General features: G+C 51.8%; 20 protein-coding genes and 1 pseudogene. 14 read left to right on the forward strand and 7 right to left on the reverse strand.

Annotation, left to right across the window (positions count from 1 at the left end; all coding sequences use genetic code 11):
- Positions 1-84 precede the first annotated feature (84 nt).
- From NYE48_RS12885 to NYE48_RS12895, 3 genes are read left to right on the forward strand one after another with little or no spacing between them, the layout of a single operon-like run.
- Positions 85-1,503: a spore germination protein gene (locus NYE48_RS12885; RefSeq protein WP_212951056.1), complete on the forward strand. Its 1,419-nt coding sequence runs from the start codon at positions 85-87 to the stop codon at positions 1,501-1,503.
- A gap of 34 nt (positions 1,504-1,537) precedes the next feature.
- Positions 1,538-2,632, forward strand: coding sequence for a GerAB/ArcD/ProY family transporter (locus NYE48_RS12890; RefSeq protein WP_036712074.1), 1,095 nt, complete (start codon positions 1,538-1,540; stop codon positions 2,630-2,632).
- Positions 2,629-3,744: a Ger(x)C family spore germination protein gene (locus NYE48_RS12895; protein ID WP_212951058.1), complete on the forward strand. Its 1,116-nt coding sequence runs from the start codon at positions 2,629-2,631 to the stop codon at positions 3,742-3,744. Before NYE48_RS12890 ends, NYE48_RS12895 begins: the two co-directional genes overlap by 4 nt.
- 64 nt (positions 3,745-3,808) lie before the next feature.
- Here NYE48_RS12895 and NYE48_RS12900 read toward each other — a convergent pair whose 3' ends face one another.
- Both NYE48_RS12900 and NYE48_RS12905 read right to left on the reverse strand, forming a co-directional pair.
- Positions 3,809-5,323, reverse strand: a complete 1,515-nt coding sequence (locus NYE48_RS12900; protein WP_212951059.1) for a stalk domain-containing protein — start codon at positions 5,321-5,323, stop codon at positions 3,809-3,811.
- A 33-nt stretch (positions 5,324-5,356) separates the two neighbouring features.
- Positions 5,357-6,847, reverse strand: a complete 1,491-nt coding sequence (locus tag NYE48_RS12905) for a stalk domain-containing protein (protein WP_212951061.1) — start codon at positions 6,845-6,847, stop codon at positions 5,357-5,359.
- A gap of 358 nt (positions 6,848-7,205) precedes the next feature.
- On the opposite strand from NYE48_RS12905, the gene NYE48_RS12910 reads away from it, so the two are divergent.
- From NYE48_RS12910 to NYE48_RS12940, 7 genes and pseudogenes are all read left to right on the forward strand, one after another.
- Positions 7,206-7,832 (forward strand): deoxynucleoside kinase, encoded by a 627-nt coding sequence (locus tag NYE48_RS12910; protein WP_036712077.1) that lies wholly within the window; start codon positions 7,206-7,208, stop codon positions 7,830-7,832.
- Positions 7,829-8,470 carry a deoxynucleoside kinase gene (locus NYE48_RS12915; RefSeq protein WP_340998972.1) on the forward strand — a complete coding sequence of 214 codons (642 nt, stop codon included), beginning with the start codon at positions 7,829-7,831 and terminating at the stop codon, positions 8,468-8,470. Before NYE48_RS12910 ends, NYE48_RS12915 begins: the two co-directional genes overlap by 4 nt.
- 374 nt (positions 8,471-8,844) lie before the next feature.
- Complete coding sequence (locus NYE48_RS12920) at positions 8,845-10,563, forward strand: ABC transporter ATP-binding protein (RefSeq protein WP_341000649.1); 1,719 nt, start codon at positions 8,845-8,847, stop codon at positions 10,561-10,563.
- Positions 10,545-10,679 (forward strand): annotated as a pseudogene (locus NYE48_RS12925) (DUF4183 domain-containing protein); the annotation flags it as partial. The gene NYE48_RS12920 and the pseudogene NYE48_RS12925, both read left to right, overlap by 19 nt.
- 480 nt (positions 10,680-11,159) lie before the next feature.
- Entirely contained in the window at positions 11,160-11,888 is a 729-nt protein-coding gene (locus NYE48_RS12930; RefSeq protein WP_341000650.1) for a hypothetical protein, read from the forward strand.
- 12 nt (positions 11,889-11,900) lie between these two features.
- Positions 11,901-13,592 (forward strand): vWA domain-containing protein, encoded by a 1,692-nt coding sequence (locus NYE48_RS12935; RefSeq protein ID WP_212951064.1) that lies wholly within the window; start codon positions 11,901-11,903, stop codon positions 13,590-13,592.
- A gap of 22 nt (positions 13,593-13,614) precedes the next feature.
- Positions 13,615-14,754 (forward strand): toxic anion resistance protein, encoded by a 1,140-nt coding sequence (locus tag NYE48_RS12940; RefSeq protein ID WP_339324996.1) that lies wholly within the window; start codon positions 13,615-13,617, stop codon positions 14,752-14,754.
- Between the two features lie 140 nt (positions 14,755-14,894).
- Here NYE48_RS12940 and NYE48_RS12945 read toward each other — a convergent pair whose 3' ends face one another.
- The 3 genes from NYE48_RS12945 to NYE48_RS12955 are packed head-to-tail and all read right to left on the reverse strand — an operon-like array spanning position 14,895 to position 17,180.
- Positions 14,895-15,743 carry a CAP domain-containing protein gene (locus tag NYE48_RS12945; RefSeq protein WP_340998973.1) on the reverse strand — a complete coding sequence of 283 codons (849 nt, stop codon included), beginning with the start codon at positions 15,741-15,743 and terminating at the stop codon, positions 14,895-14,897.
- Positions 15,744-15,796: 53 nt separating this feature from the next.
- A complete protein-coding gene (locus NYE48_RS12950; RefSeq protein ID WP_340998974.1) occupies positions 15,797-16,612 on the reverse strand; it encodes a hypothetical protein in 816 nt (271 codons plus the stop codon).
- Entirely contained in the window at positions 16,593-17,180 is a 588-nt protein-coding gene (locus NYE48_RS12955) for an RNA polymerase sigma factor (protein WP_339324993.1), read from the reverse strand. Before NYE48_RS12955 ends, NYE48_RS12950 begins: the two co-directional genes overlap by 20 nt.
- On the opposite strand from NYE48_RS12955, the gene NYE48_RS12960 reads away from it, so the two are divergent.
- From NYE48_RS12960 to NYE48_RS12970, 3 genes are all read left to right on the forward strand, one after another.
- Complete coding sequence (locus tag NYE48_RS12960; protein ID WP_340998975.1) at positions 17,173-17,361, forward strand: hypothetical protein; 189 nt, start codon at positions 17,173-17,175, stop codon at positions 17,359-17,361. The two genes, NYE48_RS12955 and NYE48_RS12960, sit on opposite strands and share 8 nt — an antisense overlap.
- Before the next feature lie 226 nt (positions 17,362-17,587).
- Positions 17,588-19,897, forward strand: coding sequence for a universal stress protein (locus NYE48_RS12965; protein WP_340998976.1), 2,310 nt, complete (start codon positions 17,588-17,590; stop codon positions 19,895-19,897).
- Between the two features lie 119 nt (positions 19,898-20,016).
- Positions 20,017-21,021: an aldose 1-epimerase gene (locus NYE48_RS12970; RefSeq protein ID WP_340998977.1), complete on the forward strand. Its 1,005-nt coding sequence runs from the start codon at positions 20,017-20,019 to the stop codon at positions 21,019-21,021.
- Between the two features lie 91 nt (positions 21,022-21,112).
- Here the strand turns inward: NYE48_RS12970 and NYE48_RS12975 are convergent, their stop codons facing one another.
- The gene (locus tag NYE48_RS12975; RefSeq protein ID WP_052147119.1) at positions 21,113-21,586 is read right to left on the reverse strand and encodes a zinc ribbon domain-containing protein; all 474 of its coding nucleotides are present in this window, start codon (positions 21,584-21,586) and stop codon (positions 21,113-21,115) included.
- A gap of 254 nt (positions 21,587-21,840) precedes the next feature.
- On the opposite strand from NYE48_RS12975, the gene NYE48_RS12980 reads away from it, so the two are divergent.
- Entirely contained in the window at positions 21,841-22,587 is a 747-nt protein-coding gene (locus tag NYE48_RS12980) for an AlkZ-related protein (RefSeq protein ID WP_340998978.1), read from the forward strand.
- Here NYE48_RS12980 and NYE48_RS12985 read toward each other — a convergent pair.
- The gene (locus tag NYE48_RS12985) at positions 22,568-23,797 is read right to left on the reverse strand and encodes an aminopeptidase (RefSeq protein ID WP_340998979.1); all 1,230 of its coding nucleotides are present in this window, start codon (positions 23,795-23,797) and stop codon (positions 22,568-22,570) included. The two genes, NYE48_RS12980 and NYE48_RS12985, sit on opposite strands and share 20 nt — an antisense overlap.
- Positions 23,798-23,851: the final 54 nt, after the last annotated feature.

The raw sequence follows: 23,851 nt of genomic DNA on the forward strand, positions 1-23,851 counted from the left end.
ATGGGCTGCAGAAGGGAATATTTTGCTCATGAATGGAGAAATTACCAAGTAACTCATCATAATCGGAAAGCCAGGCGATCATTCATGAACGAGTCATCCCAACATGCCTTTTTCAGTTTGGAGCAAAATACGAAGTATATTCAAAAGGCGCTGTTTGATACCCATGACCTCAAAATAAAACATCATCCGTACAAAGATACGCAGGGAGCGCTGATTTACCTTGAATCCCTCGTCGATCCGGCATTGATCGAACGCAATATTCTTGCGCCCATGAGTTTTGCGGAAGGAAAAAGCCTCTCGGAACTGTTTACGACCCTAAGGATGGAACGGAGCAACGACCTTGAAAAAGGCATTCAGGGCTTGATGCAGGGCAGCTGCCTGTATGTTTTGGACGGGGACGATGAATTTTATGCGCTTACGACGCCGGCCAAATACGAGCGGAGCATTACCGAACCGGAAAACGAAGCGATCGTTCGCGGCCCGCATAACGGCTTTATCGAAAATTTAACCGTCAATCTGCATCTGGTCCGTCAGCATATCGGCACTCCCGACCTCACGGTACGGTACCACACCGTCGGCAACACCGTGCCGAGAAAGGTTGCCATGCTGTACGTTCAAAACCTATGCGATAACGAGCTGGTCCAAAAAGTGGAACGACGATTATCGGAGATTTCGCTCGACACGGTGATGTCTACGGGGTTCATTCAGGAATTGATGGAGGACAATCCGTTTTCGATCTTCCCGCAGCATGTGAATACGGAGCGGCCCGATCATACGAGCGCGTATCTTGTCGACGGACATATCGCCTTGATTTTGGAGGGCGATCCGACGGCTTTGATCGTGCCCGCTTGCTTTTTTACTTTCTATCAAACGCCCGACGACTACAACAACCGGTGGATGATCGCGTCTTTTATCCGGTTCATCCGCCTCATCAGCTTTATTACCGCGTTCCAGCTGCCGGCGATCTACATTGCGACGGTATCTTTCCATTCCAACGTTTTGCCGATCCAATTGTTTTTTACGGTGCAAGGTTCGCTGACGCGCGTTCCTTATCCGCCGATCGTTGAAGCGATGATTCTCGAGCTTATATTCGAGCTTTTAAGGGAGGCCGGACTGCGGCTTCCAAGCCGCGTCGGCCAAACGATCGGTATCGTTGGAGGTTTGGTGATCGGAGACGCGATCGTCAAGGCCGGATTGGTTTCGTATACGATGACGATCGTCGTCGCATTGACGGCCATCTCTTCCTTCCTTATCCCGTCCAACGAAATGAGCTCGTCGCTAAGGATTCTAAGATTCCCGCTCATGATCGCGGCCGCCTTGTTCGGATATATCGGCATCGCTTTTGGATTGACGTTGTTGTTTGTTCACCTGTGCAAGCTCGAATCATTCGGCAAGCCGTATTTTTATCCGATCGCTCCTCTCAAATTTCAGGGGTTGAAGGATACATTCTCGAGGTTTCCGGTCTGGAACATCCGCAAAAAGGCGCAAGGGAACGACAATTGAATTTTAGGAAAAGAAGCAGGAAAGGGGGGACGATATGGCTCAGACCGAAAAAAAGATATCGGCCAGGCAGCTGTTCCTGTTTATCATACAGGCCCAAATCGGAGTCGGGGTTCTTTCCATTCCCTATAAACTCAACGAGACCGCCAGAGGCGGGGCGGGCATTACCGTTCTCATTACGGGAGCCATCACGCAGCTTATCATCCTGATGTTCTGGTTGCTGCTGCGCAAATTTCCGGGCCTTAATTTGTTCCAAATCTGCCTGCGCCTCGGGGGCCGCGTATTCGGCAAACTGCTCATTGCAGGATACATCGGATATTTCGTGCTGCTCGGCGCCAATATTATGCTCAGCGCGGTCGGCGTGCTGCAGAGATGGATGATGAATGCAACGCCGACATGGATATTGCTTGGGTTGTTTTCGATCATGACGTATTACTTGGCGAAGGAGAAGCTGACGGTGATGGCCCGTTTTTATACCTTGTCGTCCGCCTTGTTTATCCCGCTGATCATCTTCGTAAGTTATGGATTGACCCAAGCCCGCCTGGAATATATGTTTCCGCTGATGGAAGCGGGCATTTGGAACATTTTGAAGGCGACGAAGGACACGACGATCTCCATGTACGGATTCGAGGTGATTCTGGTCATATTTCCGTTTATCGATGCTTCGGACAAAAAGAAGCTGATGATCATAAGCATGTCGAATTTGTTCGTCACGTTGTTTTATGTTTTCGTGGTCTGCACCTGTCTCATGGTGTTCAGCTCCGAGCAGCTTCGCTTGATTCCCGAGCCCGTTCTTTATCTGGTCAAATCGCTGAATTTTTACATCGTCGACCGGGCGGACGTCTTGTTCCTTCCCATCTGGTCGATTACCCTCGTCTGCTCGATCACGAGTTATGCGTATGCCGCTTCCGTGGGGCTTGCGCAATTGTTCGAGCGAAAAAGCCATGGAGTGTTTACGCCCTACGTTAACGCCGTGATATTTTTCATTACGCTGCTTCCAGCAACGCCGTTAGCCACACGCCGGTTGGACGTTTCCGCGGAATATGCGGCGTATCTGTTTATATTCATTCTTCCGTTTGCCATGGTCTTCGGATCGAAATTGTTCAAAAAGAAGGTGGAACGATCTGCATGAAACGTTCAGTCGCCGTGCTTGGAGCGGTCCTGTCGACGGCAATGTTGGCGGGATGCTGGGACCGGGAGTATTTGAAAGATTTGAATCTTGCATACAGCGTCGGCTTTGATCTGACGAAAGACAAGAAGATAAAAGAAACGGTTGAGCTCATTATTCCGCCCGAATCGGAGCAATCCGGCACGAAAAACGAAATCCACAGCGCAGTAGGACCAACGACCCGCGGCTCGAGCAACGAGCTTCGGGCCCGGGTAAGAGGGAACATGCGGGTGCTCAAAAACGGCGTTCAAGTCATCGGCAAAGACTTGGCGCTAAACGGCTTGAAACCTCCGATGGATGTGAACTTCCGGGATCCCGACAATCCGAGCTCGAACGTAAGACTGATCATCACAGACGGGGAAGCGTCGGAAATCATCGGCCAAAAAGAGGTCGGGGAACTGAAAATCGGGGAATTCCTGATCCAAAAGATCGAAAGCCTGGAGAAAATGAGCCTTTTTTATCCGCCCGAAACGATGGATACGGTCTTCAAGGCTTTGAAGGATCCGGGCCAGGACTTTGCGCTGCCGTACATCGGGTTGGAAGGGAAAGAGATCGTTGCCAAAGGCGTCGCATTGTTTCATGATCAATATTTCACCGGGGAGCTGAATATCGAGGATTCGATTATGCTGGTCCTTCTCAAGGGACGTTCCGGAGATAATGCGCGTTTGACCAAAAAGATCGATGACGGACCGCTTCGCGGAAACATCAGTTTCAACGTCGGCAAAAAAAAGGTCAAACGAACATTCAAGGTGATGGTTGGAAAAAACGGGGAGGTTCACGTTCAGCTGAACATCAAGCTCAAGGGGCTGATCGAAGAATATACGGGAAGTCATCCCTTGACCGAGGAATCGCTCGTTCGGGTCAATCAAGAGTTGTCCGATATTTTGACGAGGCAAGCGCGGGACGTCGTGCGCAGCTTGCAAAAGGCTAATTGCGATATATTCGGCGTCGGCAGGGAGCTTATCGCATACCATAATAGCCTTTGGAAACAAAAGGACTGGAGCAAGGAATATCAAGAGGTGCAATTTCATACGGACGTCCAGGTTTCCATCATAAACACGGGGATCATCCAATAGCCGGATGATCCCCGTGTTTGCAGCTAAATACGTATAAGGACGTTTCTTGGATTTGACGAATCGATTACGCGCCTGTGATGGTCAGCTCGGAGCGCTTTGAGTCCCAAGTGACGGTGAATCCCATCTGCTTCAATAAGGAGGCGGGAATCATCGTCGCTCCGTTCTCTGCGGTGATCGGGCTGGGCAACAGCACTTTTTTGCCATTGATGTCCACTTCGTTATAACCAGGGCGGAAGTCAACCGAGGTATCCTTATATTTGAGCGTATACATGCCTCCGTCCGCCGTCGTCGGGGTCTTCAATTCGGCCCCCAGGGCCTTTGCCGTATCCTTTAAGGGCACGTTAATCAAGTTGCCGGACATCGTAGCGGGGAAGGAGGAAGAGAGCAGGCTTCCGTTGACCTTAACGGTGATCGGGATTTGCAGCCGCTTCGGCGCATATTCCATGCCGTCCTGCGAATTTCTGCGGCCCCCGACCTCGTTCCATTGATTGGCTCCCCAGCCCCAGACCTGGCCCTGAGCATCGATAGCCAAAGCATGCCTCGATCCGGGGGAGAGGGCAACGATCCCTTTCAAGCCATTCACTTTGCCTTCCTTGCCGTCAGGTCCTTTGCCGTAAGTCCAAACCTCGCCTTGTTCGGTGAGGAGCATCGTTAAGCCGCTGCTGGCCGCCTGTTTAAACTTGAGGCCGGGATAGAGCTTTATTGGTTTCCCGGAAAGTTTATACGACGCGGCAGAAGGCGTTAACGACCATTTCCAGGCTGTGCCTGATCGATCGATCCCGTACATACCGGAGGAGAAATCCCCTGTGACCTGCTTTAGGGCAGGGAGGCCTGAAACGCGAACCGGCGGGAGTACGTTCAATCGATGATCTTGCCGTTCCGCCCGAATCACCCATAACGACCCGGCATCGTCGAGTGTATATGCGGTATCTCCCGCAACGCTCAAACTGACGTATTTGCCGGTGTGCTTAATCTCGAAGGGCTGACCTATTTTCCCGGTATCAACATCCTTCGTCCAAGCCCAAAGCGATCCGTCCTGCTTAAGGGCAAAGTTGACGGCATGCTGCGTCGCGACCTGGGCAACGCGCGTTAGCAAGGGGAACTGCCGCGGCGGCAGCGTCTCGGTCGAATTTCTTAGATGGGATCCCCATTCCCAGACGGTTCCGTCATCTTTGACGGCAAGCTGATACCCGGAACCGCTCGTCGCGATCGAGCGGATTCCGGTGAGACCGACCAGCCGGACCGGCGAATTGACGCTTCCGACCGCGCTTGTGCCGGGCAGCCCCAATTCGCCGTATAAATTGCGGCCCCATGTCCACACCGATCCGTCCGCACGCAATCCGACGGAATAATAGGTACCTGCCAATACCTGCGTAAAGGCGGTTTCTGCTGCCGTTTTGGCGGGAGAAGAAGCTACCGGACCTGAAGAAACATGTGCAGCGGCATGAGCAGGCACGCTAACGCCGCGATGATTTTCGTCTGCCGCCAGGCTTGTACCGGCACCCGATGCCATTATTATTGCAGCGATGGCCAGAACGGCCGGCCGGCGAAGCGACGTTACGGGCTTTGCGCGGTTCATATACGACCCTCCTTGTTTTTTTACCGAACCGAACTAGTTCATACGGATGGCGATCCGTTCCTCGTTCGGCAGCCAGTTGACGGTGGCGCCCAGCTTTTCGCTGATCAGACGAAGCGGAAGGTATACCGTTCCGTCCACGGTAAACGGTTTGTTATCGAACCGGATCGGGTTGTTGTTCAGCGTGATGCTGCCCGTTTTGACGTTTACCGCGATTGAAATGGCAGGTTTTCCGGCTTCATTGCGCGTAACCTTAGCCGTCTTGCTTTTTTCGTCGTAGGAGACTTCGGCGCCCATTTTTTCGAACACGGAACGAAGCGGCACGAAATTTTGCTCATTGCGCGTGATGACGCCGCTGCCCAATGGCACGTTTTCCCCGTTCAAGGAAACGGAGATCGGTTTTTGCACGGGTACGGGCGTGTTATGCATGAACTCATAATCGCCATGGCCGAGTTCCGCCGCTTTATTGACGCCCCATCCCCAAAGGGTGCCGTCTTTTTTCTGCATGATGATGTGGCGGTCGCCGTTTTTGACCGAAACCACGTTCGAGGCGAGCAGCTTAAAGGAGACGTTGGACGGTACTTGATTCCGCTGGATCGAAGTCTCGTACACTTTGCCGTCGCCCGTGAAGGCCACAATCGAATTTTCTACGATATACGCCTCTTTCACGTTTTTTACGCCGGTTAACAGGACCGGTTTGGCATGGTCGGTATATACCGGGCCGTCCGAATATCCGGTTACGGTTGCACCCCAGAACCAAAGCCGGGATTGGTTGTCGATGGCCAGCGAGGATTTCTGGTTCTGCCAGATGCTTTTGATATGGCTTAAAGACTGGATTTTCGTCGCGCTCAGCGTGCCGGGAAGAGGGCCGGTGCCTTTTAAGGTTTTCGGCCAGGTCCATACGGTGCCGTCTTTTTTCAGCGCGATCGTGTCTTCGAGTTGAACGACGTTATCGAGATTTTTGACGGGGGTGAAGGTTTGGGCGGAATCCGAGTTCGTCCAGACCGTCCCGTCAGATTTCAAGAAAACGCGGCGTCCTTCGCCGGTTTTGTCGTTGCTGCGGTAAAAGCTTTCGACGTCCGTCACATGGTCGATGCCTTTAACGGGTTCGAAATGCGTCAGATCCCAGCCCTCATCCGTTTTTACCGAGCTGAAAACGTTCCCGTCCGCATCGATGGCGAGCATGGGCCCATAACCCTCGATTTTCGCAACGTTGCTGATCCCGCTGACAGGTTTGACGGTCACCGCTTTGCTCAGCACTTTGGTCTCCCAGAGCCATACCGTGTGGTCTTGTTTCTCGACCATTTTGTTGCCGAGCATGGACGTTACGCCGCTGAGTTCCGGGACTTGGGTCGGCACGGGCTGCTGAGGGCCCCAGATCCAGAACGTCCCGTCCGTTTTGACAAGGGAATCCGTTCCGTACGATGCGATGGTCGAAGCGGTATTCGTATTTGCTGCCGCTGCGGACGCCTGGGCCGAAACCGTTAGGCCGATTGCCAGCGACAAAAGTGTAATCGTTTTTTTCATGTTTGAAATTCTCCTTTCAAGATGTAACCAAAAAATGATGCAGATTGCCGCGAAAAAATGAGATCGGTAGGGAGCTTGGATCGGAAGATTCCAAATATTAGACGTGCATCATGATAAAATGTTACATTTTTGACCGCAAAAAAACACCCCTGGATGCATTCCGCAAATTTTGTCGCAAGTACTCGAAGTTTTTTTTATTTGAGAACATTCACCCTGGATTCGCGGCGCACATCGCGCATCATGTTGTCACATTTTCCAAGCCAAAGTTTCGATGAGAAAACAGGCCGGTCTGTGATACAATGAGTTGGTCCAATTTTAATAGAGAAGTTTCACATGCATGGGAGAAGGAGTCGGCTACATGGAAAAAAACACGCCTTTTATTGCCGTTGAGGGACCGATCGGGGCGGGCAAAACGACGTTGGCTGCGATGCTTGGAGAGCATTTCGCGCTTCCGGTCGTGAAGGAAATCGTCGAAGAAAACCCGTTTATCGATAAATTTTATCAAAATATGGACGATTGGAGCTTTCAGCTCGAAATGTTCTTTCTGTGCAACCGGTACAAGCAGTTGAAAGAAACGGTCCAAGAGTACGTCATGTCGGGAAAACCTGTGGTTTCGGACTACCATATTTTTAAGAACCTGATCTTCAGCCAGCGAACGTTAACCGGCGCGGAACGGGACAAATACGAGCAAATCTATCATATTCTGACGGATGATTTGCCTAAACCCAACATCATGATCTACATCAAAGCAAGTTTGGAAACCCTGCTGCACCGGATCGCCAAGAGGGGGCGGCCGTTCGAGCAGGACATGGATCCGGGATATCTCCAGCAGTTGATCGAGGATTACGAAGCGGCGATGTCGTCGCTTGCAGACCGCGAACCTTCAACGATCATCATGACCATCGACGCCAACCGGGTCGACTTCGTCCAAAACAAAAACCAATTCGAGGAAATTGCCTCTCAGTTAAAGGAGAACTTGTCATGAATCCATACCAAATCCCGGAAAACGCGATCATCACGGTCGCGGGTACGGTCGGCGTGGGCAAATCCACGCTTACGAAAGCGTTGGCGGCGCAGCTCGGCTTTAAAACCTCCATGGAAAAGGTCGATCATAACCCTTATTTGGAAAAGTTCTATCACGATTTCGAACGATGGAGCTTCCATTTGCAGATCTATTTTTTGGCCGAGCGTTTTAAGGAACAAAAAAGAATGTTCGAAATAGGAGGAGGGTTCGTCCAGGACCGCTCCATTTATGAAGATACCGGCATTTTTGCCAAAATGCACGCCGACCAAGGAACGATGTCGAAAATCGACTACGAAACATACACCAGCCTATTTGAGGCGATGGTGATGACGCCGTATTTCCCGCATCCCGATGTCCTCATTTACCTTGAAGGCAGCTTGCCGTCCATCCTGGCCCGGATTAAGGAGCGGGGACGCGAGATGGAGATTCAGACCGACGTATCCTATTGGGAACGTATGCACCAAAGATATTCGGATTGGATCCGTGAATTTCAGGCTTGCCCGGTGCTTCGCTTGAACATCGACGAATACGACGTGCATGATCCCGATTCGATGTCGGACATATTGAAGCAGGTGGGAGCCATCATTCGTCCTTCCTAATGAACAATCGCAAAATGAAAGCAGGCGGCATCAACAAATAACCATACCGATAACGAAAATGCCGGGAACGGACGACGGATCCGTTTTCGGTATTTTTTGTATGCAGGTTAATCGATGTTTTCAACCTCTTTTAAAGGCTGTGTCATTTTTGATGAAAAAGTCCCGGATCCCCGCCAGGCAGGGTTCGATCCGGATACAAGAAACACATATTCCCTCATTTCCCGTTATGGATTATAATCATGCCTTGTGGAAAAAGAAGGATATGGAGGGAGGATTGGATAAATAGAAAACGCTTCCACGGAAAGCAATGACTTAAATCGTCAGAGAGGGATGGCATGATGAAAAAGGATGTATTTTTCCGGCTCATAAAATATATGAAGAAGTATAAGCTTCTCTATGCCGGGTTAATCGCGACCATGCTGGCTGGAATCACCTTGGATCTGTCCGTGGCATGGTTTTTGTCCCAAATAACAAACGCGGCGGTGAAGTTCGACGTTGACCGTTGGCCGTTACTTGTCGCCATTGGGATCGCCATCATGCTTGGCTGCAGCTTGATTTCATTTTTCGATACATATTTGAAACAAAAAGCTTCAGTAAAAGTCAGGAACGACATCCGTCTGGACACGATGGACCATGCCTTGCGGCTGCATCAGGCCTTTAGCGACCGGATTCATACCGGCGATTTGCTCGCGAGGTTCACGAGCGACAACCAAGCGGTGGGCGAGGCGGCCGGGAACGTGATCATGGGGTTGATCCGAAATCCGCTGCTTGCCACATGCGCCTTTATCTACCTGCTCAACATTCATTGGCCGCTTGCGTTGATCACGATTTGCGTCGGACCGGCGATGATCTTGACGGGTAAAATGTTCGGGGAATCGATGCGCAGGAAAGGGGTCCGCCTGCAGGAGACGATGGGACGAGGAACGTCGTATTTGCAGGATGTGCTGGGATCTGGCGTTTTGTACAAAATTTTCGGCCTGGAAAAAAAGATATCCAAGCAGTACCGGCAATTCAGCACGGAAATCGCGGAAATCGAGCAAAGCCAGGGCAAAACCCAAGGGGCTGCCGCGGCCATGTCGCAGGGGATTGCGCTTGTAACCTTCATGACGGCCATCCTGCTAGCCGGGTATTTCGTCGCCAAAGGCAGCCTGGAAGTCGGCGCGATGCTTGCTTTTATCCAGCTCATGAACTATCTGGTGAATCCGTTTGCTCTTTTGCCGGCTTTATGGTCCAGCATGCAGCAAGCATTGGCAGGGGCGGAGAGGATTTTCCAGGTGATCGACGCCCCCAAAGAGTACGCCGAGCTGCCGGCGGCGAGCCGGGCAAAAACGGCATTCAGCGAGCTTGTTGTGTCCTCTGTCGGATTTTCGTACAAGGAGGGGGCGGAAGAGGTACCGGCGCTGCGCCATATCGGATTTCGGGTGTGCGCGGGACAGACGGTGGCCGTCGTCGGCGGCAGCGGAGGAGGCAAGTCTACCTTGTTCAAACTGCTGCTTGGGTTATATCCTCCCGGATCGGGCAGCATTAGAATCGACGGGAAAGCGCTCGGGGACATCGGACCCCGGGAATACAGGGATTATTTTTCGCTCGTGCCGCAGGAATCCATTCTGTTCACGGGGACGATCCGGGACAATATTTTGGATGGAAACCCGGATGCGAGCGAGGAGCAAATCATCGCAGCCGCCAAACAGGCCAACGCCTACGATTTCATCATGAAGCTGCCGGAAGGATTCGCTACGGAGATCGGGGAACGGGGCTCGCGGCTCTCCGGCGGACAAAAGCAGCGGATTGCGATCGCCAGGGCGATCTTGCGGGATGCGCCGATCCTGCTTCTCGATGAAGCGACAGCCGCACTGGACAACGAATCCGAAAGATTGGTCCAGGATGCGCTTTCGAAGCTGATGATCGGCAAAACGACGCTGGTCATTGCCCACCGCTTGTCCACCGTGCAGCATGCGGACCTGATTCTGGTCATGGAAAACGGCGAAATCGTGGAAAACGGGACACATCGCTCCCTGCTGGCGGCAGGCGGAAGATACCAGGAGCTTTATCAAGCGCAGATGAAGAATGAGGCTATTGCAGCCTCTACGTGAACGGGGTCATGCAAACGGCCGATGCTTCAACCGTAACGACGACAGCGATTACCATTCCCGGAGGGGATGCCCTGGGTCCCGGAACTCCGGTAATCGTCCAGTTCGTCATATCCTGATCCTTTTGACCGCACTACAACATCGATGCATTTCATCGGCTTCTGCCCAACATGTTTTTCATCCTTGAGACCTGCTCCTGCTTTTGGGGCGGGTCTCTTTTTTGCGAAAGGGCACCCCGGGCGGAACAAAAAATTTTAATCGTTCCAGACCCCTGTGACATATGGTACAATTTTCAAAAGGCAAGGGTATTTGGACCAAGCGGAATCTTTTGCCGATCGTGGTCATCGTTTGCGGAATGGAACCTATTCGGAACTGCAACGTAGGTATATGGAAAGATGAGGTAAGACGCAATGCAGGATCGGCGTCAAGGGTACATAAACAAAATGGAAGAGAATGGTTCGCAATCACGAAAACCTTCCGCCAAACGGAACAAGCAACTTAAAATATATTGCCTTTAACAACGCAAGATCACATGGGATAGCCTGAATGTGTTTTCCCGCGTTTGGCGAGGTAGCAAAAGGAGGTAGACGTTGGATCGAATGAAGTACATAAAATTTTTCGGGCTTGTCGCAGGGCTCGTGGTCCTGAACATTCTCGTGCTCTCTCCCGGATTTTTGGGCATTTCGATCGGGGGAAGCGCTCTTTCGACGGCATGCGGGATTACGTTGCTGGTTGCAAGCGCCATCATCCTATTTTATGGATGTTATATGCTGCTGTTCAAGCCTCCGGCCGTCATTCCCGTCAAAGAGATCAGCACGCATGAAGACTATGTGGAGGCGCTCAATCGCTACCGCAACGTCAAATCGCTTCAGGAATTCGTTACGCTGGCCCTCGAGCAATTGGACCGCATCCTGAAAAAAAGAGCCACGCTGATGAATATCATCAACCAGCGGTTTGACGAAGGGGAATTGAGCCACAAAAAGTTTTCGTCCGTCGCCTACGAGGTCGAAAAGCTGTTCTACCTTAACGTCAAAAGCATTTTAAACAGGCTCAGCGTGTTTGACGAGTCGGAATACCTGAGCGTCATGAACCAGCGGCAGTCCAAGTTCTCGCGCGAAATTCTCGAGGAAAAAACGAAGGTGTACAACGAGTACCTGTCTTTCATGAAAAGCTCTTTGAGCACGAACGAGGAAATTTTGCTGAAGCTCGATAAGCTCATCATCGAAATCTCCCGCCTGGACAGTTTTGAACCCGGCGACATCGACAACATGCCGTGCATGCAGGAAATCGACTCGTTAATCAAGCAGACCAAATTATATAAACAGTGAGAGGTGCAATGAATGGCAAGAAGAGGCAAGTTTTTTCTTATTTCCGGTATCATCCTGGTCATCGTTTTTGTGCTGGTTTACGTCGGGGTCAACATGACTTCCAATCTCGGCAAAACCAAACTGCAGGTTTCGGCCGAAGATGCGGCCAAGCGCTTAAACAAGCTTTACTCCAATGTCGCGGTAAAAACCGATACGCCGGTCAAAGGGCAAATCGACCTGAACCCGATCGATATCGGGGATTCGCTTCCGGACATCTCCAAGTTTCCGATCACCGTTAAAAACACGACGGGGGACAACTTCGTCGAAATTTTCTCTTCGATCGAAAAATCGGGCACGGGCGTAGACGGCTGGTTGACCGAAGCGGCTACCGAATTCAACAAAGCCAAAGTCATGGTGAACGGGAAACCGGCCTCCGTCAAAATTCGCAACATCGCGTCGGGCACGGCCGTCGATTACATCAGGTCCAAAAAATACGTTCCGGACGCGTTCACCCCTTCCAACGAGCTATGGGGAGAAATGGTCAAAGCCAGCGGCATCAAGACGCAGCTCGTCTCCAAACGGCTTGTCGGCAACGTCCCGGGCATCGTTTTATCGAGAGCCAAACATGACGCCCTGGTTGAAAAATACGGAGCCGTCAACGTCAAGACCGTCACCGAAGCGATCGCAAACAACGAGTTTTCGATGGGATATACCGATCCGTTCGCCAGTTCGACGGGGTTGAACTTCCTGCTTACCGCGCTTTATACGTTCGACAACAAAAATCTTTTGGGAGAAAAGGCGGTCCAAGGCTTCGAGAGCTTCCAGGCCAACGTGCCGTTTACCGCCTCGACGACGATCCAAATGCGCGACGCGGCCAAATCGGGCATGCTGGACGGCTTCGTTTTGGAAAACCAGACGTTTGTGAATGCCTCCGACCTGAAAGGCGGATACGTATTCACCCCGTTCGGCGTAAGACATGACAGCCCGTTGTACGCCATTGGCGACGTGCCTCAAAACAAACTGAATATCATTAAGAAGTTCGCCGAATTCGTCACGCAGGAAAAATATCAAAAAGAAGCGGAGAAAAAAGGCTTCAACGGCCTCGAAGATTACAAATCCGAGCTTCCCGTGGTCAGCGGCGACGTCCTGATCGCAGCCCAAAAGCTGTGGAAGGAAAAGAAAAACGGCAACAAGCCGATTGCGGCCGTGTTCGTCACCGACGTTTCCGGCAGCATGGCGGGCGAACCTTTGAACCGTTTGAAAGAATCGCTTTTGAAGGGTCAGAAATATTTGGGGAAAGACAACAGCATCGGCCTCGTGTCCTATTCCAGCGACGTCACCATCAATTTGCCGATCGGCAAATACAATACGAATCAGCAGTCGATGTTCGTCGGCGCGGTCCAAGGCCTGCAGGCGAACGGCGGCACGGCAACCTTTGACGGAATCGTCGTCGCGATCAAAATGCTGCAGGATTATTTGGCGGAAAATCCGTCGAGCAAACCGCTCATTTTTGTCCTGAGCGACGGGGAAACGAATGAAGGCCATACGCTGAAAGACGTTAAGGGATTGATCGAAGCCTATAAAATCCCGATCTACACGATCGGATACAACGCCAACATCAAAGCGCTCCAAAGCATCTCGAGCATCAACGAGGCGGCAAGCATCAATGCGGACACCGACGATGTCGTCTACAAAATCGGAAACCTGTTCAACGTTCAAATGTAACGTCATTTAAAGGAGGATTACGATGTCATTTTCGATGGAAGTCGCAAGCCCGGAAGAAATCAAAGCCGTCATTGAGGAAGAGGTCAAACCCGTTCCGGAGGAAGTCGCCAAGCTGAAGGAATTGGCCGATTCCAACGTCGCGGCGATTATGGACCTGGATCTGGATTCGCTCGAGAAGCGGAAGGAGATTTTGCAATCGATCGATACGTTCGGTTTGAATACGATGAGAATGTCTTCGGACAAAAATACGATGCTGCAAGTTTCGGTGGGGAAACTTTCCCAGACGGGAGACGAAGGAGGGCAAGTCGCCAAAGGCTTGGCCGAACTCCACACGCAGCTGAAGGATTTGGACCCGAGCGCGATCGATTTTGCAAAAACGGGTTTTCTCGGCAAGCTGTTCAACCCGCTCCGCGCCTATTTCTTGAAATTCGAAAAAGCGGACAGCGTCATCGGCGATATCGTGGTTTCGCTCGATAAAGGAAAACAGACCCTCAAAAACGACAATACGACGCTCGAAATCGAGCAGCAGAGCCTGCGGGATTTAACGAAAAAGCTGCAAAAGGAAATTCAGCTCGGCGAAATGATGGATGCTTCCATCGAAGCCCAGATTGAAGCGGCCAAAGCGCGCAATGAAGACCCGGATAAAATCCGTTTCATTACCGAAGAGGTGCTGTTCCCGCTCCGCCAGCGGATCATGGACCTGCAGCAGATGCTGGTCGTGAACCAGCAGGGGATCATGGCGATCGAAGTCGTCATCCGAAACAACAAAGAATTGATCCGCGGGGTAGATCGGGCGAAAACGGTCACGATTTCGGCGCTCAAAATCTCCGTCACCGTTGCCGCAGCGTTATATAACCAGAAAATCGTGCTGAAAAAGATCGAGCTTTTGAACCAAACGACCAACGAGCTGATCGCAAGCACGTCCCGAATGCTTAAAAACCAAGGAGCGGCGATTCAAAAGCAAGCGCTGGAGGCCAGCATTTCGGTTGACACGTTAAAGCAGGCGTTTACGGACGTGTTGTCCGCCTTGGATTCGATCAGCACGTATAAGCAGGAGGCTCTGCCTAAAATGCGCGAAACGATCAATCAATTCCGGGAAATGGCCGATACCGGGGAAAAGCAGATTTCCCGAATGGAGCGGGGCCACAAGCTGGACTTATAATTGAACTGAACTGATCCGACCATAGCCGCTGCATAAAGCGTCTCTAACGCGGTCACCCAAAAAAAGGATATAAGTCCTCGCCTGGCCGTCCAGGGGGAGGCTTATATCCTTTGCTTTTGCCGCGATTTGCAAGCGAAAATTTAACCGGTAAATTCCTGCACCCACTCGTTATTGTAAAAAGCGATGCCGATTTTCGTGAAGCTTTTGTTGAGAATATTGGCTTTATGCCCCGGGCTGTTCATCCAGTCATTCATCACTTGCGTGGGAGTGGTTTGTCCCTTGGCGATGTTTTCCCCGGCCGATTGATAGGTAATCCCGTATTCCTTCATCATGTCGAACGGGGAACCGTGCGTCGGGGAGTTATGATCGAAATAGTTGTTATTGTACATGTCCTGCGCTTTGGCCATGGCCATTTTGGAAAGCTCATCGTCCATGCTCAAGGAGCCGAGCCCTGCTTTGGATCTCTCTTTGTTCACCAAATCGAGCACCTGCTGCGCGAACTGGGCGGAATCCTTGCCGCTTGCAGGCGTTTGTGCGCCGGTTCCGGCCGTTCCGTTTCCGGCAGCGCTTCTTCCGGCTTGTCCGTTCGTGCCGTCGATCGGCTCCTGATCCGCCGGTGTGCCGGCAGGCGGCTTGTTCGTTGGTGCGTTAGTCGGTCCCTGATTGACCGGTGCGCCTGCAGGCCCCCGATTTGCGGGCGTACCTCCGGGGGCTTGGTTAGCCGGGGTGCCTGCCGGAGCTTGAATCAAGTCCAGCAGTTCGGAAGTAATCCCGTCCTGCGTTCCTTTTGCAGACAGTTTCCCGATCCGGTCCGTTGACGTCGACGATGCTTGGGTTTTGATCGAAGCGGGGTTCGTCGAACGGGATTGGGAATGGGAATGGGTTGTTATTTTGGCCGGTTGCGGGGTGGCCTGCTTCGTCGAGACGTTGTTGTTCGATGCGCAGCCTGCAGCCAAAATGAGCGCGGCGAGCGCGATGTACTTTACCATAATATGGCCTGAGCCCTATTTTACGAAAGGCGGTCTCGTATTCGGTTTTCGGTTTAAGGGATTTGCATGAACGATTTATAAACGGTAACCAATTTTTCTTTAGGCAAGTCGCTGCTAATCTGAATGATCAGCGTCTGGTGGATGCCTAAGAGCTGGTTGTACACGCCCGGACTATAAAATACTTCCTGACCGCCGAGCGCGATTTTCTCCGTTTCCTTCGGAACGGTGGAAATCGTCGATTGGTACGTTTTTAGATTCATCAGATGGATCCATAACGCGTGCTGCTCCGAATCGGTGTACTTTAACGAAACCTTATCGTATCCTTTTCCCTCTACGGAAGGATTGGATAACGTATAGTTTTCAAAATGATATTTCGAAGGTATTTGGTTTAATTCCGGCAGCGAAAACGATAATTTGGATTTGAGTTCGTCCAAATTAAGGGGTGGACCGACGCTTTCCCGGACTTCGGACCATTCCAAACGGGAGAAGTTGTCCCCGTCGCTGTTTTGTTCGACGTACGTATCCGGTTTTTCGGTTTTTGGCGTCACGAGGCTTGGCGGCACATCGCCGTTTTTGATCACGATTCCGATCATGCCGTTGCCCAAATCCACGACGGATTGAACGATCGGAGACAGAGCTTTGGTGACGCCCGAAGGGCTGAAAAACACGGCGCCCGCGATAAACGATGCGGCTACGAAGCCGCTAAGCTGCAAACGCCGTCTCTGTTTGCGCTTGCGTTTGACCTGATCGAGTTGCGCTTGAACCTTCTTCCAGGATGCTCGCTTGCTTTCGTCGGACGTTAAGGAAGATGAAGACACTGCGCGGTCAAAGGCAACATCAAACCACTCTTCAAATTTTTCGCTTTTCATCCTTAATCCCCCACTCTTTAAACAGCATTTTCTTAATATTTTCCCGAGCCCTGAATAGACGTTGCTTGACGACATCTTCACTCAGCTCCAGCATACTTGAAATTTCTTTGTAACTCAGTCCCTGTTTCCACCTGTATTCGATCAACACTCTGTATTCGGGCTTCAATTGTTGAAGGTATTCCATGATCGATTCTTCGATCAATTTGGTTTCAACGGTGTTTTCGACCGACATGGGCGACTGGGGAACGTCTTCTTTATACATAAAAACACCTTCAACATCCACTTGGTTACGGTAATTTTTATTTTTTCGCAAATAATTTATCGTCGTATTTTTGGTCACGACCTTGAGCCAGGCTCGAAGTTTGGCTTCGTTTTCGAATACGGGCTTGTTTTTGACCACTTTAATAAAGGCTTCCTGAATGATGTCTTCGGTAGCAGCGTGATCCTTGACAATGTAATATATCATGCCGTATGCAAAATCGTAATACTCGTAATAGATCTCTTCCTGTAAATCCTCACTGATATCGCTGAAGTCCGTCGTCGTGAGGAGCCGAATCATTGTGGACATGGTTATCCCCTTCCCGAAAGCCCGTGTTTCAATTTTGAATCCCGTCTTACAATTCCATATATTCATCGGCTATCGGAAACATCCGATCGGCAAGTCTGCCGAAAAGCCGGTTCGCTTGCTGGCAATTCCCCATCGTGGAGGTTTTTCTTCTATCTATTTTACAATATTTATGTATGCTTAGCCTAATATTTGGCATTGAAATTTTTTGGGAAACAAAAATACAAATATAGGATAATCGTCGTACATAAGCGTTAATGTTTCAAATATATGCGCATTTTCTGGTAAACAGCCTCACATTCCGTTTTTCGGAGGATCGTCGGTGCAGGAGGGGCGTTCGGCATTTTACAGCAGTGCCCTCGCAGGCTTACGATTTACGTGCAAACCGTTCATGGTGGGGAGAGAACGCGATGGATGAATACAAAAGAAAAACGCCGGAACAAGTTTTGGAAGAAATCCGAAAGGTTCGGCGAGGCGCATTAAAAATCATGATCGGCGCCGTTAGCGGGAGCGGTAAAACCTACCATATGCTGCGTGAAGGCCAACTATTGAAGGAGCGGGGGATCGATGTCGTCCTATGCGCCGTCTCCGCCTTAAACAGGCCGGAAATTGAAAAGCAGTTGGCCGGTTTTGAACGGGTACCCAGCATCCATTGGCTGGACCGCGGCAAGGAGACCAAGGATTTAAATCTTGAAGGATTGCTTGCGCGAAATCCCGAGGTCGTACTGGTGGACGAATTGGCGCATCGGAACCGCAAAGGGGCGCAATTTCCGAACCGGTTAAAGGATATCGAATTTTTGCTTGATCATGGCATCGGCGTGGTCACGACGTTAAACGCATACGAGATCGAAGGCGTCCATGACCTGGCCCGAAAGTGGGCCGGCGTGGAATCCAGGGAAACCGTTCCGATGGGAACGTTGGGGCATGCGGATGAAATTCGATTGATCGATGTTTCGCACGAAACGCTGATCGCAAGAATCAAGGAAGGTCAACTGGGGGCGAACGACGATGCCGGTTCGTTGACCCGCAAGGATTTGGCCGTGCTGCGCGAATTGTCATTGCGCCTTGTGGCCGAGGGCGTTCAAGCCGAACTCGAGGAACACCGCGAGCACATGGGGTTGCAGGGGCCGTCGGGCGCGTCGGAAAGGATTTTGGTGTCGGCGCAGTATCACTCGAACGGTTCTCTTTACATCCGCAGGGGGCAACAGATCGCCAAACGTTTAAACGGGGACCTGCTCGTCGTTGTTTTTATGCATGAAAAACGCAAGTTGACGAAGGAAGCGGCGGCTTTCAAACGTTCCCTGCACAAGATGGCGAAAAAAACGGACGGCGCCGTCGAGGAACGGACGCTGCGTTCATCCAGGCATTTTCCCAAGGCGCTCATTCAGTATGCCCTCGAAAAAAACGTGACGCGAATCGTTCTTGGACATTCAAAGAAAAGCCGTTGGCAGGAATTTTGGCACGGCTCCGTCACGGGCGGCATACTGAAGCACGCAAGGGGGATCGATCTGTTTTGGGTGGCCGACCGGACGGCGCATGGAGACTCGCGCATACTTCCTGCCCTCCGTTTTCAGCCGCATCAACAAGAGCGATTTCATAGACTGAGCAATGAAGAGATGGAATTGAAAGTGAACCGCATCCAACGCGGACGGTTGAAAATTTATATCGGAGCAGCCCCGGGCGTCGGCAAAACGTACACGATGCTGCGTGAAGGCAACGAAAGCTTAAGCAGGGGGACGGATGTCCTCATCGGCTGGCTGGAGACCCACGGACGGGCGGCAACGGCGGCCCAAATCGGATTGTTGGAATCGGTGCCCGCATCGGAAATTGCGTATAAAGGCAGGGTGTTAAAGGAAATGGACTTGGATGCCATCCTTGCCCGCAATCCGGAGCTGGCCCTTGTCGACGAGCTCCCGCACACGAACATGCCGGGCAGCCGCAATAAAAAAAGGTACGAGGACGTTCTGATGCTGCTTGAGCATGGCATTTCAGTGATCACGACGATGAACGTGCAGCATTTGGAAAGCCTGAATGATGCGGTGCAGCAGATCACGGGAGTTCGGGTAAGGGAGACCGTTCCGGATTCCATTCTGTCGATGGCCGATGAAGTGGAGCTCATCGACGTCGCTCCCCGGGCGCTGCGCCGGCGGATGAGGGAGGGGAAAATTTACGCAGCGGGCAAGGTTGAACAGGCACTGGACTCCTTTTTCAAAACCGGGAATCTGATCGCCTTAAGGGAGCTTGCCCTGCGAGAAATCGCCGATGACGTGGACGAACGGCTTGAATCCAGGGAACGCAGCTTTTCCATCCGCGGTCCATGGCGAAAAGAAGAAACGATCTACGTATGCATTTTTCCCGGAACAAACGGGGAGCGGCTCATTCGGCGCGGTTTTAGAATTGCGTATCGTTTGAAGGCGGCACTTTATGTTGACACCATCCGTATGAGTACCGCTGAAGTCATAACCCCCATGATGGACGACTGCCGCAAGCTCACGGAGCGTTTGGGAGGAACATATGGCGTGTTGGAAGCCGGAGCATGGCGGGATATTCCCCGGATCACGATGGAAAAAGCATCCGGCCTCCAAGCGACGCAAATCATCGCCGGACAGGACGGATCGCCCGGATCCAAGCAACGCAGGCGCAAAGCCGTCCGGGAACTGCTCCGTTTGGCCAGGGACATTGACGTGCTTCTGGTAGGAAGCCCGGAGCCTCCGGCTTGATTCAACGATTTATCGCAGCTAGCGTTTCCGAAGGCCTCTGAAGCATGGTATATTAAGTAAAGGATGAAATCTATCCTTAGTATGCTAAATATCTTTTCATGGATGAAGAGGAGGCAATCATGGAGACACAACATTCGGCCTATGTAGGCGATTTTCAAGGCGAACGGGCGGTTTGGCTGAAACATGGACCGTACGAAGCGGCGCTGCTCCCGGAGCTTGGGGGCAATCTGATTTTGTTCCGCGACGTCGAAAAGGGATTCAAGTATCTGCGAGAGCCTGAAGAAGGCGAAATGGAAGATTTCAAGGCTAATCCGGGCATTTACGGCATTCCGGTCCTGATTCCGCCAAACCGGTATGACGGCGGTAAATTTGCCTGGGAAGGCAAGGAGTACCGGCTGCCGGTCAACGAAACCGACCGCGGCAACCATCTGCATGGTTATATGCATACGATCCCTTGGAGGGTTGAATACATAAAGGGCGACGAGTACGAAAGCGTGGTGGTCATCTCGCAGAAAGTGGGCGAAGGCCATCTTTACAAGCAGTATTTCCCGTTCGATTTTACGGTGACGCTTCGATATACCTTAAATGCCGAGGGTTTGCACCAGAAGGTGACGATCGTCAACGACGGCAAGGAAAACATGCCGAATTTGCTGGCGTTCCATACGGCGATCAACGCGCCTTTCGTGCCGGGAAGCAAAGCTTCGGATTATACGTTCAAAGTGACGATCGGGGAGCGCCGGGAAATGGACGAGCGGATGCTGCCGACGGGACGGTTCCAGCCGCTTAGCGCCGAGGAAGAGTTAATGAAGACCGAAGGCGTCAGCCCTTACTTTGCCGAGATGGACAACCATTACACGGCTAGCCCGCAAAACGGCCGCAACCGCATGGAGCTGACCGACAACAGGACCGGGGACGTTTTGGTATACGATGTCGGAACTTCTTACAAGCATTGGATGATTTGGAACAACGGCGCCTCCGGCAAGTTTTTCTGTCCGGAACCGCAAACCAATCTGGTCAATGCGCCGAATATCACGGGGTTGCCTGCGGAGAAAATCGGACTTTTCGGACTCCAGCCGGGCGAACGATGGGAAGAAACCAGCTCGTTTTATGCTTTGAAACGTTAAAACTTAAGCCTGAATACTGTAACGTGGCATAAAAAAACCGCCTTTCCGTCATCGGAAAGGCGGTCATGCAATCGTTAATATATAGCGGACGTCACTCGGCTAAATGAAACCCGCAGCTCCGGCAAAATTTATCCGTCGAACCTGCCGCCTCCCCGCATCTGGGGCAATAGGAAGTTTTTTCGGCCTGAACGGCGGACGGTTGGAGCACGATGGTTTGGAACTGCTGACCGCAAAACGGACAATAGGACGCGTCGGCCGGCAGCATCTTTCCGCATCCGCATTCCTTCAGGTTTTGGAGCTGCTGGATTTTGCGGTTGAGCTCTTCGATTTCCTGCTCGAGGTTCACGATGGCCTCGCGATATTTTTGGTATTCCGCATTGGGAACGAAGCTGGTTTGATCTTCAAGGGAACGGTAGACGATCCGTCCGATCTCCGTATAGTTTTTTTCGATTTCCTTTTCTTTGGATGCTACCTGAAACTTCAATGTCGTGGATTCCACGGTTTGCTGAGCTTTTTTGCCTGCATCCGATACACCCTGTTTGAGTTTGTTTAAAAAGTTGGACATAACGGGGTTTCTCCTCCTTCATCCGCTTGGCGTATCCATATGGATCGTCATCTCATAGACTCCGGCTTCATATCTTTACCGACCTCTCGCTTATGGATACCTTGGTAGTATAGTTTATGGCTTTGCTTTGGATTATAGAATGCATTCGTATGCCTAGGGACTTTCTTATGGCATTATACCCGAGACCCGTGAAATAGGGAAATAAAAAATGGAAGGGAATGGGACTGGGCTGTCGGAAGAAGGAGAGCTGACCCATGGATGAGAAGATGCAGACCGGTACGATGGTGAATAACTACGATGAAGCCGTAAAATTAATCGAGGAACTTGGGATTTTGCCGCTCGCGTCCTTGATACCGGACTATCCGTCGCTCGAGAGCGTGACGCCGCAAACGAGCTGGCACAGCGACACGGAGCAGGATCCGTGGAAATGGCGGGTTCGTTTTCCCGCGGAAGGAAAAGCAGCCTACGGCAAGTTCATGAAGAAAAAAGCGGTTTTGGTCTCGCCCGACTGGTTTCCGCTCGTGTTTAACGCTTTGCGTTTAGGTCCAAGCGCCGAAGCTTGCTATCGAGACGGATTGCTGTCCCAAGCGGCGTGGGAGCTGTACCGGCTCATCGAAATCGAGCAGGGGATCGATACCCGGGCGCTGCGCGAGCGGGCGTTCATGAAGGCGAAGGAAGACAAAAAAGCTTTCGACCAGGCGGTCGTGGAGCTGCAGGACGCCTTGTTCATCGTCATCTCCGGCGTACAAGCGAAAGTGAATGCGGACGGGGAGAAAAACGGGTGGAACAGCACCGCCTATGAAACGACGACGCATGAACCAAAACGGGATCGAAGAAAGCAGATTATCGCAGGAGGAATCCCGTGCCGAGCTTATCCGCAGGTTGCAGGTGAGATGCAGCGGCAAAGCGCTGGCGTTTTTCGAAAAAATATTCCGTGCATGAGCAAAGCCGGGAATAGCTTCCCGGCTTTGTTTTTGCCGATTAGGCCCAATTGCCGTTGACGAAAATCGGTTCTTCTTTCCCGTCGCGGGTGATGCCGGTAATATTCATCTCCGGAGAACCCATCATAAAGTCGACGTGCGTGATGCTAGCGTTCATGCCGTGAGCCGCAAGCTCTTCGGCCGACATCGTTTTTCCGCCTTCCAGGTTGAAGGCGTAGGAGCTGCCGATCGCGAGGTGGCAGGACGCGTTTTCGTCGAACAAGGTCGTCAAAAACAAAATATTGCTTTGCGAAATCGGAGACTGGTACGGCACGAGCGCCACTTCGCCGAGATAATGGGATCCTTCGTCCATATTGATCAGACGCGCAAGCGTATCCTGTCCTTCTTCCGCCGTGAAATCCACGATTCTGCCGTTTTCGAACGTCAGCTTGAAGCGGTCAATGATGTTTCCTCCGTAGCTGAGCGGTTTGGTGCTGCTGACATATCCGTTTACGCCGGTTTTTAACGGAGCCGTGAATACTTCTTCGGTCGGAATGTTCGCGACGAACGGAGTCCCTTGTTCGTTTTCGCTGCCGGCTTGCGCCCAAATATGTCCTTCGGGAAGTTCGATCGTTAAATCGGTGCCCGTCGCGACGAAATGGAGCTTATGATATTTTTTGCCGTTGAGCTCATCCGATTTGGTTTGAAGCGTATCGATATGTTTCTGCCATGCGGCGACCGGATCTTCCTGGTCTGCCCGTACGGCATGGAATATGGCGTCCCACAGCTTTGCGACCGCTTCGTCGCCGGGGAGATCGGGGAACACTTTCGCGGCCCAGTCCGGAGAAGGGAAAGCGATGCCCGTCCAGCTCATTTTATCGGCCTGCTGGTACTGGCGGTATTTGGCCATGGCTTGGCCGAAGGTTCGCTGGTTGTTCGCGATGCGCTCCGGATCCACGCCTTTCAGCAGATCGGGATTGGCGGAAATGACGGTCAAAAACGCCGCGTTTTGCTCCGCCAGCTCAACCCATTCGCGCGCTTGCGCGGCAGGAGGGAGCAGGAAGGATTCATCCGGCGCCAGGTCGTATCTCAGCCGGGTGACGGCTTCGTCGGTATAATTGACTCTTACGAAATTGGCCCCCGCTTCATAAGCTTTTTTGACGATCAATCGGACAAGCTCGCGTGCCTCGATGTCGGCGCTGACGACCAAGGTCTGCCCAGGCTGCACGTTGGCCCCGATTTTGACCGCTAGTTCGGCATAGTTGTTCAGTTTTTGTTCAAACGTTAACATGGCGGAATCCTCCTTAAAGAACACAATCAGTGTGTTTGGGTTATTTTTCTATTG

This window comes from Paenibacillus sp. FSL M7-1455 (assembly GCF_038004655.1).
Taxonomy (GTDB): Bacteria; Bacillota; Bacilli; order Paenibacillales; family Paenibacillaceae; genus Paenibacillus_AQ; species Paenibacillus_AQ cookii.

Excerpts from the sequence above, each read along its gene's own strand:
- NYE48_RS12935 (WP_212951064.1), top strand. The coding sequence starts at position 11,901 with ATGGCAAGAAGAGGCAAGTTTTTTCTTATTTCCGGTATCATCCTGGTC.
- NYE48_RS12885 (WP_212951056.1), top strand. The coding sequence starts at position 85 with ATGAACGAGTCATCCCAACATGCCTTTTTCAGTTTGGAGCAAAATACG.
- NYE48_RS12920 (WP_341000649.1), top strand. The coding sequence starts at position 8,845 with ATGAAGAAGTATAAGCTTCTCTATGCCGGGTTAATCGCGACCATGCTG.
- NYE48_RS12985 (WP_340998979.1), bottom strand. The coding sequence starts at position 23,797 with ATGTTAACGTTTGAACAAAAACTGAACAACTATGCCGAACTAGCGGTC.
- NYE48_RS12950 (WP_340998974.1), bottom strand. The coding sequence starts at position 16,612 with ATGAAAAGCGAAAAATTTGAAGAGTGGTTTGATGTTGCCTTTGACCGC.
- NYE48_RS12975 (WP_052147119.1), bottom strand. The coding sequence starts at position 21,586 with ATGTCCAACTTTTTAAACAAACTCAAACAGGGTGTATCGGATGCAGGC.
- NYE48_RS12905 (WP_212951061.1), bottom strand. The coding sequence starts at position 6,847 with ATGAAAAAAACGATTACACTTTTGTCGCTGGCAATCGGCCTAACGGTT.
- NYE48_RS12945 (WP_340998973.1), bottom strand. The coding sequence starts at position 15,743 with ATGGTAAAGTACATCGCGCTCGCCGCGCTCATTTTGGCTGCAGGCTGC.
- NYE48_RS12940 (WP_339324996.1), top strand. The coding sequence starts at position 13,615 with ATGTCATTTTCGATGGAAGTCGCAAGCCCGGAAGAAATCAAAGCCGTC.
- NYE48_RS12955 (WP_339324993.1), bottom strand. The coding sequence starts at position 17,180 with ATGTCCACAATGATTCGGCTCCTCACGACGACGGACTTCAGCGATATC.
- NYE48_RS12970 (WP_340998977.1), top strand. The coding sequence starts at position 20,017 with ATGGAGACACAACATTCGGCCTATGTAGGCGATTTTCAAGGCGAACGG.
- NYE48_RS12965 (WP_340998976.1), top strand. The coding sequence starts at position 17,588 with ATGGATGAATACAAAAGAAAAACGCCGGAACAAGTTTTGGAAGAAATC.
- NYE48_RS12915 (WP_340998972.1), top strand. The coding sequence starts at position 7,829 with ATGAATCCATACCAAATCCCGGAAAACGCGATCATCACGGTCGCGGGT.
- NYE48_RS12980 (WP_340998978.1), top strand. The coding sequence starts at position 21,841 with ATGGATGAGAAGATGCAGACCGGTACGATGGTGAATAACTACGATGAA.
- NYE48_RS12900 (WP_212951059.1), bottom strand. The coding sequence starts at position 5,323 with ATGAACCGCGCAAAGCCCGTAACGTCGCTTCGCCGGCCGGCCGTTCTG.
- NYE48_RS12895 (WP_212951058.1), top strand. The coding sequence starts at position 2,629 with ATGAAACGTTCAGTCGCCGTGCTTGGAGCGGTCCTGTCGACGGCAATG.
- NYE48_RS12910 (WP_036712077.1), top strand. The coding sequence starts at position 7,206 with ATGGAAAAAAACACGCCTTTTATTGCCGTTGAGGGACCGATCGGGGCG.
- NYE48_RS12890 (WP_036712074.1), top strand. The coding sequence starts at position 1,538 with ATGGCTCAGACCGAAAAAAAGATATCGGCCAGGCAGCTGTTCCTGTTT.
- NYE48_RS12930 (WP_341000650.1), top strand. The coding sequence starts at position 11,160 with ATGAAGTACATAAAATTTTTCGGGCTTGTCGCAGGGCTCGTGGTCCTG.